The 17,596-nt window shown below is 59.8% G+C and carries 13 protein-coding genes, 2 tRNA genes and 1 pseudogene; 13 read left to right on the forward strand and 3 right to left on the reverse strand.

The genetic code is table 11. The features are described 5' to 3' along the window. Positions 1 to 101 precede the first annotated feature (101 nt). The 4 genes and pseudogenes from JG743_RS25020 (at position 102) to JG743_RS25035 (ending at position 3,061) form a co-directional block, all read left to right on the forward strand. Positions 102 to 1,226, forward strand: a complete 1,125-nt coding sequence (locus JG743_RS25020) for a glycosyltransferase family 4 protein (RefSeq protein WP_202293548.1) — start codon at positions 102 to 104, stop codon at positions 1,224 to 1,226. After that, positions 1,223 to 2,341, forward strand: coding sequence for a glycosyltransferase (locus tag JG743_RS25025; protein WP_202293550.1), 1,119 nt, complete (start codon positions 1,223 to 1,225; stop codon positions 2,339 to 2,341). The genes JG743_RS25020 and JG743_RS25025 overlap by 4 nt, the downstream gene beginning before the upstream one ends. Before the next feature lie 123 nt (positions 2,342 to 2,464). Continuing rightward, a pseudogene (locus JG743_RS25030) lies at positions 2,465 to 2,808 on the forward strand (VOC family protein). A gap of 178 nt (positions 2,809 to 2,986) precedes the next feature. Continuing rightward, positions 2,987 to 3,061, forward strand: a tRNA-Gln gene (locus JG743_RS25035). A 95-nt stretch (positions 3,062 to 3,156) separates the two neighbouring features. Here the strand turns inward: JG743_RS25035 and JG743_RS25040 are convergent. Continuing rightward, positions 3,157 to 3,315 carry a hypothetical protein gene (locus JG743_RS25040; RefSeq protein ID WP_202293552.1) on the reverse strand — a complete coding sequence of 53 codons (159 nt, stop codon included), beginning with the start codon at positions 3,313 to 3,315 and terminating at the stop codon, positions 3,157 to 3,159. Between the two features lie 416 nt (positions 3,316 to 3,731). Here JG743_RS25040 and JG743_RS25045 point away from each other — a divergent pair, with 416 nt between their 5' ends. Both JG743_RS25045 and JG743_RS25050 read left to right on the forward strand, forming a co-directional pair. After that, a complete protein-coding gene (locus JG743_RS25045; protein WP_202293554.1) occupies positions 3,732 to 4,436 on the forward strand; it encodes a Crp/Fnr family transcriptional regulator in 705 nt (234 codons plus the stop codon). A 225-nt stretch (positions 4,437 to 4,661) separates the two neighbouring features. Beyond that, positions 4,662 to 5,420 (forward strand): response regulator transcription factor, encoded by a 759-nt coding sequence (locus tag JG743_RS25050; RefSeq protein ID WP_202293555.1) that lies wholly within the window; start codon positions 4,662 to 4,664, stop codon positions 5,418 to 5,420. Between the two features lie 155 nt (positions 5,421 to 5,575). Here JG743_RS25050 and JG743_RS25055 read toward each other — a convergent pair whose 3' ends face one another. Together JG743_RS25055 and JG743_RS25060 are read right to left on the reverse strand one after the other, a co-directional pair. Further along, a complete protein-coding gene (locus JG743_RS25055; RefSeq protein WP_202293558.1) occupies positions 5,576 to 5,851 on the reverse strand; it encodes a hypothetical protein in 276 nt (91 codons plus the stop codon). A 561-nt stretch (positions 5,852 to 6,412) separates the two neighbouring features. Then, the gene (locus tag JG743_RS25060) at positions 6,413 to 7,225 is read right to left on the reverse strand and encodes a LuxR C-terminal-related transcriptional regulator (protein WP_202293560.1); all 813 of its coding nucleotides are present in this window, start codon (positions 7,223 to 7,225) and stop codon (positions 6,413 to 6,415) included. 370 nt (positions 7,226 to 7,595) lie between these two features. On the opposite strand from JG743_RS25060, the gene JG743_RS25065 reads away from it, so the two are divergent. From JG743_RS25065 to JG743_RS25095, 7 genes are all read left to right on the forward strand, one after another. Continuing rightward, on the forward strand, positions 7,596 to 9,413 hold the full coding sequence (locus JG743_RS25065) for a polysaccharide biosynthesis/export family protein (RefSeq protein ID WP_202293562.1): 1,818 nt from the start codon (positions 7,596 to 7,598) through the stop codon (positions 9,411 to 9,413). A 242-nt stretch (positions 9,414 to 9,655) separates the two neighbouring features. Further along, positions 9,656 to 10,888: a GNAT family N-acetyltransferase gene (locus JG743_RS25070; protein ID WP_244672904.1), complete on the forward strand. Its 1,233-nt coding sequence runs from the start codon at positions 9,656 to 9,658 to the stop codon at positions 10,886 to 10,888. A 116-nt stretch (positions 10,889 to 11,004) separates the two neighbouring features. Further along, positions 11,005 to 12,315: an NAD(P)-binding domain-containing protein gene (locus tag JG743_RS25075; protein WP_244673221.1), complete on the forward strand. Its 1,311-nt coding sequence runs from the start codon at positions 11,005 to 11,007 to the stop codon at positions 12,313 to 12,315. A gap of 388 nt (positions 12,316 to 12,703) precedes the next feature. Beyond that, the gene (locus JG743_RS25080; RefSeq protein ID WP_202293565.1) at positions 12,704 to 13,582 is read left to right on the forward strand and encodes a hypothetical protein; all 879 of its coding nucleotides are present in this window, start codon (positions 12,704 to 12,706) and stop codon (positions 13,580 to 13,582) included. Between the two features lie 451 nt (positions 13,583 to 14,033). Next, positions 14,034 to 14,118 (forward strand) — tRNA-Asn (locus JG743_RS25085). A 384-nt stretch (positions 14,119 to 14,502) separates the two neighbouring features. Next, entirely contained in the window at positions 14,503 to 15,513 is a 1,011-nt protein-coding gene (locus tag JG743_RS25090) for a TubC N-terminal docking domain-related protein (RefSeq protein ID WP_244672905.1), read from the forward strand. Next, positions 15,510 to 17,516, forward strand: a complete 2,007-nt coding sequence (locus JG743_RS25095) for a non-ribosomal peptide synthetase (protein ID WP_202293567.1) — start codon at positions 15,510 to 15,512, stop codon at positions 17,514 to 17,516. The genes JG743_RS25090 and JG743_RS25095 overlap by 4 nt, the downstream gene beginning before the upstream one ends. The last annotated feature ends 80 nt before the right edge of the window (positions 17,517 to 17,596 follow it).

Genomic DNA, 17,596 nt, shown 5'->3' on the forward strand with positions numbered 1-17,596 from the left:
TTTCCCCGGCCGAAACTTGTCCTCCCGCTTGGTGTTGCCGAATTGGCGGGATGTCTGTTAGGCCGGATCCTTCGCTTAGGTTTCATTTCCGGGAGAAAAGATTGAGAATCGGGGTCGATGGCAGGAACCTGGGATCGGCCACCGATGGCATCGGCAGGTTCGTCCACAGCTCGATCAAGGCCCTGTCGGCGCTCGGCGCCGATGTCTTTCTCTACGCTCCCGGCCAGATCAACGCCAGCTACGATATCCCAGGTGGCGTAGCCTTGCGGACCGCCGGATTTAGGTCACTCCCCGCCCGCGCGCTGTGGGGACAAGTCGTCCTGCCGTCCTTAGCCTCGCGCGACACCGTGGATGTGTTATGGGGGCCGGCGCACCGCTTGCCCCTCACCCTCGCCGAGCGTATCGCACGCGTGGTCACCATCCACGATCTCGTCTGGGTGCACGCGCCGGAGACCATGCGCGCCCGAACCCGGATCGGCGAGCGCCTGCTGATGAAACCGGCATTGCAAAGGGCCGACAGGGTGGCGACCGATTCTAACGCCACGGCAACCGCCTTGACGGTAGAGTTCTCCTGGCTGCGGTCGCCGATCAGCACGGTCGCCCCCGGCACGACCTCGCTCCCCACCCCGGGCGGCTTTTCGAGCCTGGAGCAGGTCGGCATCACCAGGCCCTACGCGCTTTTCGTCGGCACGCTCGAGCCGAGAAAGAACCTGGGCAGGCTGATAGAGGCCTACGGCCTGCTGCCGGCAAGCGCGCGGTCCGCCTGCGACCTGGTGATCGTCGGCGGCAGTGGCTGGAAACAGACGAGCCTGGCCGACGACGTGCGCCGCGGCGGGCTCGAGAAGAACGTCATCTTCACCGGGTTCGTCGACGACGGGATGCTTGCAACGCTCTATGCGAATTGCCTTTTCCTGGCGATGCCGTCCCTCTATGAGGGCTTCGGCTTTCCGATTGTCGAGGCGCAGTCCTTCGGCAAGCCGGTCCTGACGTCCAACACATCCTCGATGCCGGAAGTCGCCGGCCACAGCGCCATTCTCGTCGATCCGAACGATCCCAGGGCGATCGCCGACGCGTTCGGCCGGCTTTGCAGCGATGCGCAATTGCGCCAGACGATCGCGGCCGGCGCGCGCCTCAATGCGGAACGTTTTACCTGGGAAAATCACGCCAGAGGCATGCTCGACATCTTTGAACAGGCCATCGGACAAAGACGAAGGACCGCGGCTTGAGAGTCCTGCATTTCTTCAAGACCTACTGGCCGGACACTTTTGGCGGCGTCGAACGGACGATCCATGCCATCGCCCAAAGCACGGCCCGCCATGGCATCGAAACGGAAGTGCTGTCGCTCAGCCGCACGCCCGACGAGGCCACGCGTCCCCTGGACGAACATATGGCCACAAAGGCGAAGCTTGATTTCGAGCTGGCGTCGACGGGATTCTCGCGCGAGGTTTTCCGCAGATTCCGGGTCCTCTCCGCCAAGGCCGACCTGATCCACTATCACTTTCCATGGCCGCTCATGGACGTGGTGCATTTTCAGTCCCGCCACGGCAAGCCGGCGGTCGTCACCTACCATTCCGACATCGTCAAGCAGCGGCTCATCCTGCCTTTTTACCGGCCGTTGATGACGCGCTTCCTGGCGGATGTCGACGCCATCGTGGCGACATCGCCGGACTATCTGCGATCGAGCCCCGTTCTTGCGGCATTCAGGGCCAAGGCGAAAGTCATTCCCATCGGCATCGACGAAGGCGCCTACCCTTCCCCGACCGAGGCCGACAATGACTGGTGCCGGTCGACAGTTCCGGAGCCGTTCGTGCTGTTCGTCGGCGTCCTGCGTTACTACAAGGGACTGGATGTCCTGATCCAGGCCGCTGGCGAGGTCCGCTGCAAGATCGTCATTGCCGGCTCGGGGCCCATTGAACGGGAGCTCAGGCTGCAGGCCGAGACCCTGCGCCGCGACAATGTGATCTTCCTTGGCGAAGTGAGCGAGCCGCGCAAGATGGCATTGCTCGACAATTGCCTCGGCTTCATCTTTCCCTCGAACCAGAGGTCGGAGGCCTACGGGCTTTCGCTGGTCGAGGCGGCAATGCGCGGCAAGCCGATGGTTTCGTGCGAAATCGGAACTGGCACGAGCTATGTCAATGAAGCCGGCCAGACCGGGCTCGTAGTTGCGCCTTCGGATCCGGCCGGGCTTGCCCAGGCGATCAACCGGCTGATTGCCTCGCCGACGGAAGCGGCGAGCTGGGGACGAGCCGCGCGCGACCGCTACGCGCGCCTGTTCACCGCCGACAGGATGGGGAAATCCTACGCCGAGCTTTACCGTCAGCTCGGCAGCCGCAAAGGCTGAACGCCTTGCGATCTTTCCAGCCTGGAGGCATGAACGCGCGCTCCCGACAGGTCTACCAGAGGGACTTGCGGCACAGTGCCGGGCGATGTAGAACATAACGAGAACTTTGTGGGGAGTTGCGTCATGAGACTGACCGGGAAGCTCGACTATCTGGAACTGCCTGCCACGGCGGCACGCTGGACAGCGTCAAGGCCTTCTACAGCGCCGCCCTCGGCTGGTCGTTCACCGACTACGGGCCAACCTATTCGGCCTTTGCCGAAGGGCTTGACGGCGGTTTCCAGGCCGATGCCGGAGAAGCCGCCGCCAAACCGCTGCCGGTGCTCTATTCGGAAGCGCTGGAGGAAACGCTTACCGCGGTCGAGAATGCCGGCGGCACCATCGTCAAGCCGATCTTCCCGTTTCCTGGAGGCCGGCGCTTCCATTTCGTGGATCCGGCCGGCAATGAGCTGGCGGTCTGGGGCGAGTAGACGGCAACCCGCAACTCGTCGAGCCAGGTGTCGCGTGACAGTCATGTTCCCCCAAACGCGTGACGGTCCGTAGTGGGAAACATGCGGCAAGATTACCTTGGACGCAGCTCGTCCAAGCATTGAGCTTTGCGGCGGCTCGTCCTATAAGGCCCGCGCTCAGCGGGCACGTTGCCGCTGTTGGGGCGTCGCCAAGTGGTAAGGCATCGGTTTTTGGTACCGACATTCCCAGGTTCGAATCCTGGCGCCCCAGCCAAACTTGCTTCCTTTGGCTTTCTCGGCCGAAAGCGCTGCCGTCGTTTCCGCCAGCAAATCAAATGGTTGTCGGAACACCGCGCGAGCTTCCCATCGTCACACGTGCAGTTCGACAGTGCCGAACTCAGAAGTGGTTTCTTCTCGCCAGGAGCCTGCGGGGCGAACAGTTGGCGGGCATTGCGCCAGCTCCAGCATGCGCACTTCATCCTCCATGTGTTCCTCGGCTTCGCCATGCCGCTCGATCTCGCGGAGCAAGCGCGTTTGTTCGACCCGCCGCTGAGCTGCATTCGGCCGTAGAAGGCGCCGTCGATGCGCCCATCGAACTTTCTGATCCACGACTGGACCACCACGAGATGTCTTCTGCCATGGCGATCAAGCCGCGGACGGGGCCGATCGACATCGAGCAAACTTCGGTCAAAAATGCCCCAAGAAAGCGGCGTTGCTTAATTCGCTATTGCGTCAGTATCAGTGGCTGGGTCAGAATGTTGCGCGCCGAAGGGGGCTCCGAACCATTCAAGGTTGGCCAATAGGCAGCGGCTCTTCTGGCAGACCGTAAGGATCTGTTTCGTCATTCAAAGAGGAGGCCGACCAAGGGTTAGCAACGTACAACTGGCTTTCCGCGAGCGGCTATTGTAGGTTGCGCGGTAGTTGGGGCAGACACGCGAAGCTTGATGCAAACGCTGTTGCAGTTCATGGGTTCGCATCCCGTGGGGGGGACGTTGTCGAAGAACGGCTGGGGAATCACCGATTTTTTCGGTGTTTCCGCGAAAATCTACAAACCCCATTCGGTGATATGCCGCCAGGGTGACACCGATGACACGGTATTCATCCTGAAATCGGGTTGGGCCATCCTTTACCGCGAACTGCTGGATGGAGAGCGGCAGGTCATCGACACTCCCCTGTGGGGGGACATTGTCGGTTTCCACTTCGTGGACGGACCCCGTTTTGCGTCGCTGGCGTCCATAACCGAGCTAGCAGTTTATGAAATTTCCAGGAAAGCACTGGTCGATGCCGCCCTGTCGGAAGGTCGCTTCGGGAACAAGATCGCCTGCGCCCTGACCCGGCTGAATGCCATCCTTGCAGAACATCTCGTGGATGTCGGACGGCGGAACGCGATGAGCCGCACCGCCCATTTCCTGCTCGAGTTGGAGGAGAGGCTCTCCAAAGTTGGCATGTCGGACCATGGAAGATATGAGTGTCCCCTTACCCAGCACGAACTGGCGGACATCCTCGGAATGACCACCGTCCACGTCAACCGGACGTTGAGGGAACTTCGCAAGGCCGATCTCGTCTCTTTCAAGGGAGGCCGTGTGGAGGTCATAAATCGCAAGAAGCTGGTCGAGACAGCCGGATTCGACAAGGAGTACCTCAGGTAGAAGTTACCCCTCCGGTGTCATGGGTCAGTCGACGGCTTTTCGGACCCGAAATTTACCGAAAATTAACTTATGTTAGAGACCGCTCATAAATAGGCTATAAACTACCCAAGCCGTTCTCGCTGTGGGGCAGCGAGGACGGCGCCTAGCTGCTGCAATTAAGTCTCCAACGTTTACAAGGAGTTATGTGGGCCGCAAGGCTGTCAGTGTTGGGAAAGGGTGGGTAGTATGGGTGGCGTAACAGGACTGCGCAATTACACCTCGGCCAATCAGTCAGGAGTTCGATCCAGCGGAACCGAAAATGTCCATCGTAAGGAATGCCTCCTTATCCTGGATGGAAGAGCTTTGGACCGTGAATGTCTCGCATCGGCCCTCGTTGACCACGAACTCGGCATGGTGGTCGCCGCTATGGGTTCGATCGAACAATGGCGCGTGAAGAAGAGTTCGTTTCCTCCTCTTGTCGCCATACTCTTCAACCTTGGCGGCCGGAAGGCGACCGATCACGGCGTAGCGGACGAGATCAGGCATATATCGTCCCAGTTCAGATCAATCCCGGTCATTATCCTGGCCGACAACGAAGACCTTGCACAGATACTGACGGCTCTCGAATGCGGCGCACGCGGCTACATTCCGACCTCGGTAGGGATCGATGTGTGCGTCGAGGCAATCAATCTCGCGGCAGTTGGAGGTATCTTCGTCCCGGCGAGCAGCGTCCTGTCGATGCGGCATCTGATAGATCCAGGCAGTTGCGACAGGCAACCTTTGGCGGGATTGTTCACGCTCAGGCAGGCCGAGGTCGCGCAAGCGCTCCTGCACGGCAAGGCGAACAAGATCATCGCCTACGAGCTGAACCTGCGCGAAAGCACCGTGAAGGTCCACATCCGAAATATCATGAAGAAACTGAAGGCGGCCAACCGCACGGAAGTCGCCTGCAAGGTCAAGGATCTCTTCGCGGAGCGAACACTAGCTGAAAGTGACCCTAAGTAAGTTCGCGGGTCTCCGCTGCAGCTGAATGGCATCCGAGATGCCGGCCTCTGTTCGGCGTGGTTTCGAAGACGACCGCGCAAGAAGGAAGCGACCGACTTCCGCCATACCGGAAGGTAACCGGGATTTGGGTCAACAGCTGGCGGGGGTTCCGCCGATCAATCAGAGTGGGCAGAGTCGGGGAAGGTGTATCTGCCCACCCAGCTTACGGCGTCCTCGACCGTATCGAAATTCTTGTGCTGCCCGCTCAGCAACCCGAACCCTGTCTCGAGGAACCACTTGCCCTTCGTCGAGTAGGCTTCCTCGTCGATCCGAGTCAGGACTGCAACCAGTTGGTCGAACTTCCAGACCAGGAGCCCCAGTTCTCCACCCTCGACCGTTCCGATTCGAGCTTCGTTGAGCGAAAATCCTGGAGCAATTGTTGCTTTGCTCACCTTGATAAATCCCCTCAACTTCAAATGGATAGCAGAAAAGCTCTGTGTCTGTCTTTCCTGTAAACGTCACGCACGAATCTGTTAGCGGATCGCCGGCGAGTCAAGCTCTTTCACTCCATCATCCACCGTCCTTTTTTTCGCGACAAAATGTGCGATTGCCATGGAATTTTTGGCCTTCCCAAGCGCGGAGGCCTCGGCGAAATGCTCGGGCGCCATGCATTCCATTTCGGACAGCTCGCAAGTCCCGCGAGTGTCTCCCGGTCGAACAAGATCTTGCAGCATTGCGTCCCGAAGCGCTCGTGGAAAGAGGTCGATCTTGCGTTCCGATACATCGGCCGCAAGCGAGCACGTAAGCGAAGACCCTCCCAGTGGTCCTGCCGGGCATCGAACCTAGAGTGGGTTACATCTCGCCTGGGCTCTTATATCGTCATGCGCCCCATGGCGGATACGTCTCCACCGCACCCCTTTGCTACCATCGCCGGGGGCGATTCGAACCTACACGTTTCTCGTCGCCGAGCCTCGTATCGAGGCAAGTGAATGCATCAGCCCCGAACAAGGCGGTCAAATCGGATGAGCGTTCTCGAGAAAGTGGTACCCCTTCTGTGCTTCAAATAGATCTTGCGGAAAATGAGAGGGCTGACTTGCCATCTTTTCGTTCCCTGACGGGCCGGCCGCGGGTGAGACCACACCATGGTTCATCGCCCAAACTGCAGCCTGTGTACGATTGCGAACCCGTATCTTTCGAAGGATCGCCTTGACGTGCACCTTCACTGTAGCTTCGGCGATTCTAATCTCGCGCGCGATGGTTTTATTAGACTCCCCTTGGATCAGGCAACGTAGAATACATCTTTCTCTGTCTGACAAAATTGATAGGTCTCTGTCCACATTCTCCATTTTAACAGCTGCGATTGTCAAATCATCAGTCACCGCATCATATTTAAGACCATGCCTTATATCTTGAATAAATGCCGAAGGCTCCACAGGTAACACCGTCTGCCCAAGCATAACTAACTCAAGAGCTTTGATGAGCGTATCGGAAGGAGCGACTTTTGATAAATATGCGTCAGCTCCCGCACGAAAAGCTGAAACTATATCGCTCGATCGACAGTGATCGTCTAGCACAACGACATGGCTGTTCGAACAAATCGCTTTAAAGTCAGCAATTTGTGCGAATTCAGCATCGGCGTCCGTACCGCCGACATCCATGATGAGCAAGATCGGCCGGTGCTGGGGTAGCGGCTTCTGCAGAAGATCGTGAACACAGGCCGCAGAGAAAAGAATACGAAACTTCGCCGTATCCAAGATTCGACTAAGGCCTTCTCGGAGTAACTCGCTTGGCCCGACAAGCACCGTCATAAAAGATTGTTTTGTCATGGTAGTCTCCCCAACGCGCCCCGGTGACGCGCTCGGCGCGCCAACCGTATATCTTTTAAGGTTACGCTAGGAAAACCCTACACCAAAATACCCTCTTTAGGCGTAGGGCAGCATCCTCGAGACTATCCGGGTTTCTCAAACCTATGCCCTGGCGGAAGGTATGACGCGGGCGGCGGGCCGGCGTTCTTCTGCAGCGCAGCGCATTGGACGAGCTCGTCAAAGTCGGTGCCTTATCCGGAAGGAGTGCCCACAAAGGGATAGTTGTGCCGCAGGCGGTGGAGGGTCACGATGAGGGAGAGTCTTGCTCGTCGACCCGTGCTCGACCAGTTCGGGGCGGCATCGTCACCATAGAAGGTGGAAGCCACACGCCATGGCCACAGAACACAATTCCGAGCCCGTAACTCCCTCGTCGCGGGCCGGTGGCCACAGGCGGATCAGGGGAACAAAGGCCATCCTGCTGGTCTTTGGACTCTGCGGTGTCGCCGTCCTGGGAGGGGCAGCGGTCAGAAACTTCGAGCCATTCAACCGGGAGACCATCGGGGTTGTTTCCAGAGCCGTGGCGCAGAAGGTCGACGATCTCTCCGGAGTGGCGGTGCAGAAGCTCGAGGGTGTCTCCGACGCCGTGGCGCAGAAGGTGTCTGCTGCTATCGATAGCTGGCAAGATCAACCGGCTCCAGCCAAGGCCGAACCCTCCCGCGCGATCGTGTCGGCACCGGATGCGTCGGCCGCAACGTTGGTCGAAGGGGGCGTCCTCCCTGCCGTCCCCAACAGTCCCGAGCGCCCCAAAACTTTCGGCAAGGGACCGGATGCGTCGGCCGTGACGTTGGTCGAAGGGAGCGTCGTCCCTATCGTCCCCACCAAAGCCGAGCGCCCCAAGACCGTCAGCGCGGCGCCAGGCGTGCTAACCGGAAGCCTGTTCGGCGTCGGCGACCGTCTCAAGGTCGTGTTCTACGAGCGGGTCGACGTCGAGGAAGACAAATGGGGGGGCGCGTCCTCAGCCTCGGCCCTGCGCGGTATCGTGCAGCGCCCGGAGCTGAGCGGCGATTTTATGGTCCAAGAGGACGGCACGATTTCCGTGCCCTTGCTTGGCTTCATTCCGGTCGCCAACCGGTCGACACAACAGGTACAGGCCGACCTGGCGGATACCTTCGAACAGCTGCTGGGCCGCAAAGGACTGGTCAACATCCTGTCGCTGGAGCGCCCGCCCATTTACGTACTGGGACCAGTCAAGAATCCAGGCTCGTTCAAGTACGCGCCCGGCATGACGATCCTGCACGCCATCGCGCTGGCCGGCGGCCTCGACCGGGGCCAGGGCGAGCCGTGGCAGAAGATCGAAGCCGTGCGTGAAACCCAAAGGCGGGGCGGGGCGATCGATGCAATCTCGAAGTTGCTCGCCCGTGTGGCGGTGCTGAAAGCCGAGCGCGACGGCACGGCGCCCAAGATCCCGCGCCAGTTACTGGAGTTGGCCGGCGCGACTGAAGCCGCCAACCTCGTCAGCGAGCAGAGCGACCGGCGCAAGGCCGTCGCCACGACCCGCAAGGATCGCGAGCGCACGATCCTGCGTGCACTGGAGGCGGCCAGGCAAGATGTTGCCGCGTATGGGCGCATGGACTCCCTCGACGAACTCGTCAAGCTGCGCGAGGAGCGCGTCAACAGCATGCGCACGCTCGTGAACCGCAACGTTCTCAGCATGACGGTGATGGATCAGGTCCGGAGCGAGTTGTCCGACGCTGAACAGCGTCGGCAGGACGCCCTCAACCAGTACGCGATGGCCAAGCAGCGCCTCGCTTCGCTGGAGGCTGAGGCGTTGCAGACCCAGGCCGACCTCAGGAACGATCTGGAGGTCGAGATCGAGTCCACGGAGACCCAGATCGCGGCCAATATGCGCGAGTTGAACGCCAGCGAAGGCGTCCTGGACACGTTGCCGATGACCCGCGCCCAGGCTGTGAACGCGAACAGCGTAACCTATCAAATCGTGCGGCAATCGGCAGCCGGGCCGGTCAGCATCGAATCCCCCGGGATGACCCTGTTGCAGCCTGGCGACCTCGTCAACATCATCGTGGGCGAAGGCGAGCCGGGAGAGCTGGGCGGTTCGCCGGTCCCGACCTCGTCGCCGCCGGCCGGGTCCACGCTCAACGATGCAGCGCCTGGCAGCGAGGTGGCGGAGCAGCCGATCGGTCCGAACTGATGCCCAGCGAGGAAACTGGTCTGCACGGCATGGTCTGCCTGGATGAACTCGTCGGGCCGACGTGGGAAGCGCGAAACGACCATTCGCCGACAGCTTGAACCGTTTCACGAACGGGCATGTCCACCTCCGCCGAGTTCGAAGGATGGCTTGGACTGCCCGCCGTGGGTAGTCAGGAATAGAGTCTTCACTTCCCGCGCCGGCGATACGAAACTACTCCAAACAGGGCAAACCCCGAGCGCTCCATGGCTGACCAGCAGCGCGCGGGGGCAGGAGTTCTTGATGTCTCAGTCATCGGTGCACAACCCCATCGTGTGGCTTCAGTAGGACAAGCCATGCGCCAGGATACGGCTATCGACGTCACCGTGGAGGCCTTGCCGGACATCGCGAGACTTGAGACCATTTGGAAGGAGCTCGAAGCCCGAGCAACTCACTCATTCTACCTGTCCTGGCTCTGGATCGGAACTTGGCTGCGGCATCTGCCGGGGGGCGCGCAACCACATGTTTTGGTCGCCCGGACGTCAAGCAGAATCGTTGGCTTGGCGATTATTTGCCGGCGGAGCGCCTGGAGTTTCGGGCCGCATGCGCGGGCGCGTTGGCTACTCAATGAAACCGGCGATGTTCGTTTCGATCGATTGTTCATCGAGTACAACAACATTCTTGCGGAGCGATCCCTGGCCGATGCCACCAGGGTGGCATGCCTCGAGGCCTTAGCGCAGCACTTGCGCTACTCCGACCAGCTGGTGCTCTCCGGAATTGATCCGGACTTTGAGTTGGCCGCTTGTCGCACCGCGGGCCGGGCCGGGCTCCTTACCGATGTGAGAGCGGACGATACGGCGCGGTGGATCGATTTCGCAAAAGTCCGCGAGAAAGGCGGAAATTTCCGCGCCACCTTGGGCCGCAATACCCGGCAGGCGGTAAGCCGCGCCATGCGGTTATATGCCGAACGCGGCCTCATTGCGTTCCGGACTATGGAAGTGACATCGGAGGCGCTCGCCGCGTTTGATTTGCTCGCCGAGCTTCATCAGGCGCGGTGGGGACGCAAGGGAGCCTTTGCCAATTCGAGCTTCCGCCGATTTCACGAGGAGCTCATTTCACTCGGAGTTCCCGCCGGGACCGTCCGCATCTCACGGACGTTGGCTGGGGAGCAGACAATTGGGATCCTCTACAATTTCGTGCATGACGGCCGCGTCTACAACTACCAAAGCGGCTTTCTCTATGAGCGCGACGGCCGGCTCAAGCCCGGGCTTGTCAGCCATGTTCTGGCTATTGAGGACAGCATCGCACGTGGGGAGTGCGGCTACGATTTTCTGGCAGGGTTCTCCGGGCACAAGTCGCACCTGGCCAATGCGGAGCATCCAATGAAGTGGATCGCAATAGGCAGAGACGGCCCGGAGCGTCGCATCGAGGCAAAGCTGCGCGGTGCCAAGCGGGTGCTAGGGACCATTGCTACGAATATGAAAGAGGCCGTGACTTGAAGCGCCGCCCAAAAGCAGGAGCTGCCACTCTGATTGGAGGCAGGTTCTTGGACAATCGGTAGGCGGGTTCGGCCCTCCGGCTCCCGAGGACGAACGGGAGGTGCTGTTTGTCTACGTTGTGCGACGCAACCGTTGTCGGTGCTGGCCCCTATGGACTGTCGGTAGCAGCACACTTGCGCGGACTGGGCGTTGGTTACCGGATAATCGGCAACCCAATGGAGAGCTGGAAGAGCAAGATGCCGAAAGGCATGCTGCTCAAATCAGCTGGGTTCGCATCAAACCTTTCTGACCCCGAGCAGGCTTTTACGCTTAGGCAATTCTGCATCGAGCATGGCATTCCCTATGACCATTTGAATCTCCCAATTCCGCTGGAGACGTTCTCCGCCTACGGGGTGGCGTTCCAAAAACGCTGGGTGCCGGATGTGGAAGACGAGGAACTCGTTTCCTTGATACCGGCTCCAGAAGGATTCGATCTTAGCATGAAGAGCGGGCTGTCCTTCAGGACGCGCAAGGTAGTGATTGCAACAGGCCTGACCTATTTCCGCCATATCCCCGAGTTGTTGTCCCGACTGCCCAGCGATAGGCTTTCGCATGCCGCTGACGTTCACGACCTCCATAGATTCCGGGGGCAACGAGTGGCCGTACTCGGAAGCGGAGCATCCGCAATTGACATAGCGGTGCTCTTGAACGAAGCGCAGGTCGACGTTCAGCTTATCTCGCGCAAGCCAACCATCATGTACAGTGGCCGGTGGGGAGGCTCAGGCTCGCACCCGGTGTTGCGCCGCCTGGCACTTCCCGTTTCTGGAATCGGCCCGGGTTGGAAACATCGGCTGTTCGCGGACTGGCCTTGGCTCTTTCGGTATCTCCCCGAGAACTATCGACTTGAAATGGCAGAAACGTTTCCCGCGCCCTCCGCAGGAGAGCCAATGAAGGAGCGGGCAGCAAGCATTCCTTTGCTTGTGGGACGCTCGCCTCAGGAAGCGAGACTATCAGAGCGCGGAATACAATTAAGATTACTCTCCATGGACGGCGACACTCAAGTTGTAGAAACAGACCACATAATCGCGGCGACCGGATACAAGGCTGACGTGCGTCGTTTTCCCTTCTTGGGCTCTTCAATTGTCGAACAGCTGCGTCTTGTCGGAAAAACTCCGAGGTTGTCCGCGAACTTTGAGTCGTCCATCCCGGGATTGTATTTCGTCGGACAGGTATCGACTACGACGTTTGGACCGGTCATGCGTTTCGTGTTTGGCACCGACTTCACCTCTCGCACGATATCAAGGCACCTGGCGAGTCTGCGGCCTAGGACGTGGCGAGAGTCCCCTCACAGGAGTGCGGGGCAGTGCCGCTCCACTGCGTCGACATCTTCAGTCCGGGAATGCCTGCGAACCCTCACCTTGAACCAACCAAGGGAGGTCAATCGCTAGAATTGAGACTACCATGCTCGGTCAGGTAAGAAATCTGCAGCAACACGCTCTGTCAGTCGATTGCGTACCAACACCTATAGTCTTAGGAGGAGGAATAAACGGTCTATCGGCTGTACGGAGCTTAGCTCAGGTTGGGCTTCGACCAATTGTCGTCGTCGATAAAAATCATGATGTGGCATCTGTATCGCGATATGCCCGAAGAATTACCGTATCAACATTTGACGGTGAAGTGTTTGTAGATGAATTATTTCGATTGCGAGAAGTAATGCCTCAAGGAGGCGTAATAATATTTGCCGATGATCGCCCACTTTTGACTGTGTCACGGTACCGTGACCGCATAGCCCCCTGGTTCGGCTTCCAACTGCCACCCCACGCACTGCTGGTCGACTTGACTCTGAAGGAGCCGTTTTTTCGTCTGGCCCAGCGCGGTGGCTTTCCGGTGCCAAGAACCCTCTTGGTGCAAAACCATGCTGATTTGAACGGCATGCGTGACCTTCGGCCGCCATTTTGCGTGAAGCCAAACGGCCGTTCCCCGGCATATGATGGCTCTTTCAAGAAGGCCTATCGCATCGAAAGCCGTGCCGATGCTCGGTTGCTCTGCGAGCGAGTACTGGACGCGGTGGGGGAGGTGATTGTTCAGGAGTGGATTGAGGGGTCGAATGACTCCATCTACTTTTCCCTGTGCTACCTGCGCCCGGATGCTTCGGTCGCCTTTACAGGCCGCAAAGGCCGTTCCTGGCCGCCTCAGATCGGCGTGACTGCTAGTTGCTGGGCGGCGCCGGATGTCGCCGAGGAATTGGAGGATCTGACAATCCGCTTCTTCCTGTCAGTCGGTTTGACAAACGGCTTCGCCAGCATGGAATTCAAGCGCGACCGGCGTGACGGTGTATTTCGATTTGTCGAGCCAACCGTGGGCCGGATTGATGGGCAGGTGGAGATCTCCGCCCTGTGTGGCGTCAATCTGTGTTATGTCGGCTATTGCGACGCCGCTGGGCAGCCACCCCCACCATTGGAGCTTGATCCAACCCATGTCTGGCGCGACGAATTCAGGGATTTCATTTCGGCCCGACTCCTTCGCACCGGCTGTTTCTATCCAGCGAGCTATCGGATTCATAACGCCTATTGGCGTTGGGACGATCCAGGCCCGGCGCTGCTGGAGGCAGCAGAAGGCGCGAAAAAAACGCTGCGCCGTGTCATCTGGCGCCCCGTCAAAGCTGAACCGATTTCAACATACCGGAAAGATCAACGAGGGTTGAGGTGGAGATAGTCTCAGCGTCATCTCTGCCGAGACTCTTCGTGCACAGGGCCGGCGGCAAAATCCAGATTCGTCGCGAACGCCAAAGTCAGGGACGCGCGCGCACCCTATGGTCCGCGTGGATAAACTCGTCCGGACGAAGTGGGAGGCGCGAAACGACCACTGGCTGACAGCCCGAACCGTTTCATGAACAAGCATGTCCGCCTCCGCTGAGTGCAAAATGTTGGCGTGGACCGCCCGCCGTGAGTAGTCAGGAATAGGGCCTTCACTTCTCGCGCTGCCGATACGAGACTTCGCCAAACAACACAAACCCGGCGAAGGATTTATGGGTTCGAGGCCTACCTTGGCATCCATCTTTGCTCTGTATAGCTCGCCGGCAGTGCGGCTGCTTGAAGCAGAGCGCGTCTCCCGTTCAATTCGGGATCAGAGCACCATTTCGCGCGGCGGGCTCTCAAATCTATGTTTCAGCGTGGCGGAATTGGTAGACGCACCGCACTGTTGATGCGGCGCCGCGAGGCTTGTAGGTTCGACTCCTACCGCTGGAGCCACCATTTCGGGTTGTTGAGTAAGGACCTTACGGCCCAGTTAGCTGCTCCTTGGCCAACCCAGCGCAGCAGCCTTGCTCGTCAGAGAAAGGGATTTGGGCTGCCCGTAGCTTCGTACCGAGACCCGGGTACATCGGGACGGTGGTAGTCCGGAATTGGTAGTCCGGAATTGAAGTGCCCGCGATGCCATCATTCACTTACGATGCACTGCGGATTGCACGCAAGTTTCATTCACCGGACGGCGCTTAACTCAACATGTCCCGGGCGTACCGAGAAAGAGGCGGCTGTTTCATCGATGAAACCGTCGTGCAGGAAGGAGTTGGGGCGCGGGAGCCACTTCGGCTCCGTCGTGAAAGTGGTTTGGGGGGCCCTATGTCGGGGGACGTGATGCAGATCCCGGAGCTTCTCGCAGACCTCGCGGTCAAGGACATCAAGGTCTGGGTAGAAGGCGACCGGCTGCGGTGCAACGCCCCAGTTGGCGCACTGACGGCGGAGTCGTCCGACCAGTTGCGGGACCGGAAGGGCGAAATCATCACGTTTCTGAATATGGCCACGGCGGCGGCCCGGCAACAGCCTGCAATCATTCCCCTCCAGTCTCGCGGAACACGCACGCCCATTTACGCCGTACCCGGGCATATCGGGGCGCCCTTCTCATTCTCGGACCTGTCGAAGCACCTGGGCGGCGATCAACCGTTTTACGCACTCCAGCCGTCTGGCTTCGATGGGCAGAGCGAGCCGATGGACCGCGTCGAAGATATCGCCGAGTACTTCGCCCGCCAGATCGTCGCATATCAGCCCACCGGTCCGTACATCATCGCCGGTTACTGCTCCGGCGCTGCAACCGCTCTCGAGCTGGCGAAAATCCTGCGCCAACGCGGAGCAGAGATTCCATGCCTGCCGCTCTTTGGCCCACTTCACCCCACCACCTATGGGGAATCGCCGCGTCTACTCTATTTCCTTGCCAAGCGTAGCGCCGATTCATTCCTGCGAGAGATAGCGAAGTTGCCGACATTCGGCGCCCGTCTCCGGTATTTCGGCAGTCGTTTCCGGAATCTCGACCAGCGCGTCCGCGCCCTCGTGACCCCTGTTGGCAAAAGCAAAGAGCCTGTCACGACAGATCCGGTGCTGGCGAGCAGAGCTCGACTCAAATCCACGGCGATCACGGCTTTGCGGCGGTACGTTCCCACCCCGTATTCGGGTCGAGTATGCATATTCCTTCCGAACAAGGCCTGGATGCGATCGGGTGCAGCACCGCACCGATGGCTTCGAGTGGTGCCCCATGCCGAGTTCTATTTCGGGCCCGAGGACTGCAACGATACCCTTATGCTGGAGGAACCGGACGCACCTGCCATCGCAGAGCTTTATCGCCAAGCAACCCAAAAGGCTGGTATCTCATGAACGAAGTCCTACCTATCGCAGCGGAGGGTGTAGCGCTTACCCTGCTGAAAGATGCCGATCATCGGGCGCTGGTTGTCGAATATAACGCCACGGCAGCACCCTACCCGTCGGACAGGACGATCATCGATCTCTTCCACGACCAGGTGACGCGTGGTCCTGACGCTGAAGCGATCCGCTTCGGCGACGCAGCGCTGACATATCAGCAGCTCAACGAACGCTCCAACCAGATGGCCACGCATCTGACCTCGACCGGCGTGGGGCCGGGTCGGATTGCCGTTGTGTTCATGGAGCACTCCATTGAAGTCGTCGTCGCGATCCTAGGCGTCCTGAAGTCGGGCGCAGCCTACGTGCCGGTGGATGCGGCAACACCGAAGGGGCGTCTCGCAACAATCCTGAAGGACATTGCCAACGGGACCGACGGGCGGGTGCCGGTGGCGATCACCCAGGCGCGCCTGCAGTCCGTCATTTCCCCGAACCTCGCCGACATTTTCGTCCTAGACGCCGATTTCGGGTCGATCTTGAACGAGCCGGCCTCGGCCCGAGCGTCGGCTGCCACTCCGGACGGCGCCGCCTATATCATCTTCACCTCCGGCTCGACCGGCACGCCCAAGGGCGTCGTGATCGAGCACCGGAACCTGGTGAACTACATCTGGTGGGCCGCTCGGGTGTACAGTTCCGGCGAACGTCTCGCATGGCCCCTTTTCTCATCCCTCGCCTTCGACCTGACCGTCACGACGCTCTTCACGCCACTCGTCACCGGTGGCCGCATCGTTGTCTATCTTGGTGATCCCGGAATCCAGAGCATGGTCGTTCTCAAGGTCATCGACGACAATGCCGTCGATATCATGAAGCTGACGCCGGCGCATCTCGCGATGATCCGCGACCGCAATCTTGGGACCACAAGGCTGCGCAAGTTCATCGTGGGTGGCGAGGACTTCAAGACCGAATTGGCTCGCGATATCACGAAAGCCATCCCCCATCCTGTCGAGATCTACAACGAATACGGACCAACCGAAGCCACTGTGGGCTGCATGATACACCGCTTCGACATCGACCGGGATCAATCCGCATCGGTGCCGATCGGCGTTCCGGCCGCCAATGCGGGCATCTACGTTCTCAACAAGGCACATCAGCCCACCTCACCCGGCATTGTCGGTGAGATGTTCATTGCCGGCGACGGCCTGGCGAGAGGCTATTTCAATCGCCCTGACCTCACTGACGAACGTTTCCTCACGGCCGCCGATCCCCGAGATCGGTTTTCGCAGCTGCGGCTGTACAAGACGGGCGATCTCGCCCGCTGGAACTCGGAAGGGCGCCTGGACTTTCTCGGCCGCGCCGATCATCAGGTGAAGGTTGGTGGCGCGCGTGTCGAACTGGGCGAGATCGAAGCGCGGCTTCTGAAGCACCCGCACGTTCAGGAATGCGCTGTCGCTGCCATCGCCACCTCGGTGGTGAAACCGGCGACACAAATCGGCCATGTCGAACCGTCAGCGGTCGAAGACGGCATCGCACGACTTGTGGCCTACTATGTCTCGTCGAAACCAGTGACCGTGGCGGACCTGCGCGCCCACCTTGCCGAAGAACTCATGGAGTCCATGATTCCGACACACTATGTTCGCCTCGAACGGATGCCGCTCACATCCAACGGGAAGATCGACCGCGCCTCGCTTCCCGAACCGACGGCGGAAAACATCCAGCCTGCACAAGACTTCGCCGCTCCCTCGACGGAGACCGAGAAGATGCTGGCCGCGCTGTGGTGCGATCTGCTCAAGGTCGAGTCGATCGGCCGTGACGACAACTTCTTTGGCCTGGGCGGGCAGTCGCTCTTGGTGATGCGAGTGGTGTCGCACATGCGAAAGACCTTCGGCGTCGACGTGCAGCTTCGCAATCTATTCGAACGCCCGACAGTGGCCGGACTGGCGGAAGTGATCGACGCAATGCGCTGGGTGGCCGATTCCAGAGCCCCTTCACTCGAGGGACCGAGAGAGGAAATCGAACTCTAGCCCATCGGACGGCCATCCGAATGGCCTTGGGGCGGATGAAGATGATGGACAAAGCTTGGGTACCGTCGCGAGGATCGGGG

This window comes from Mesorhizobium sp. 131-2-1 (assembly GCF_016756535.1).
Lineage (GTDB): Bacteria > Pseudomonadota > Alphaproteobacteria > Rhizobiales > Rhizobiaceae > Mesorhizobium.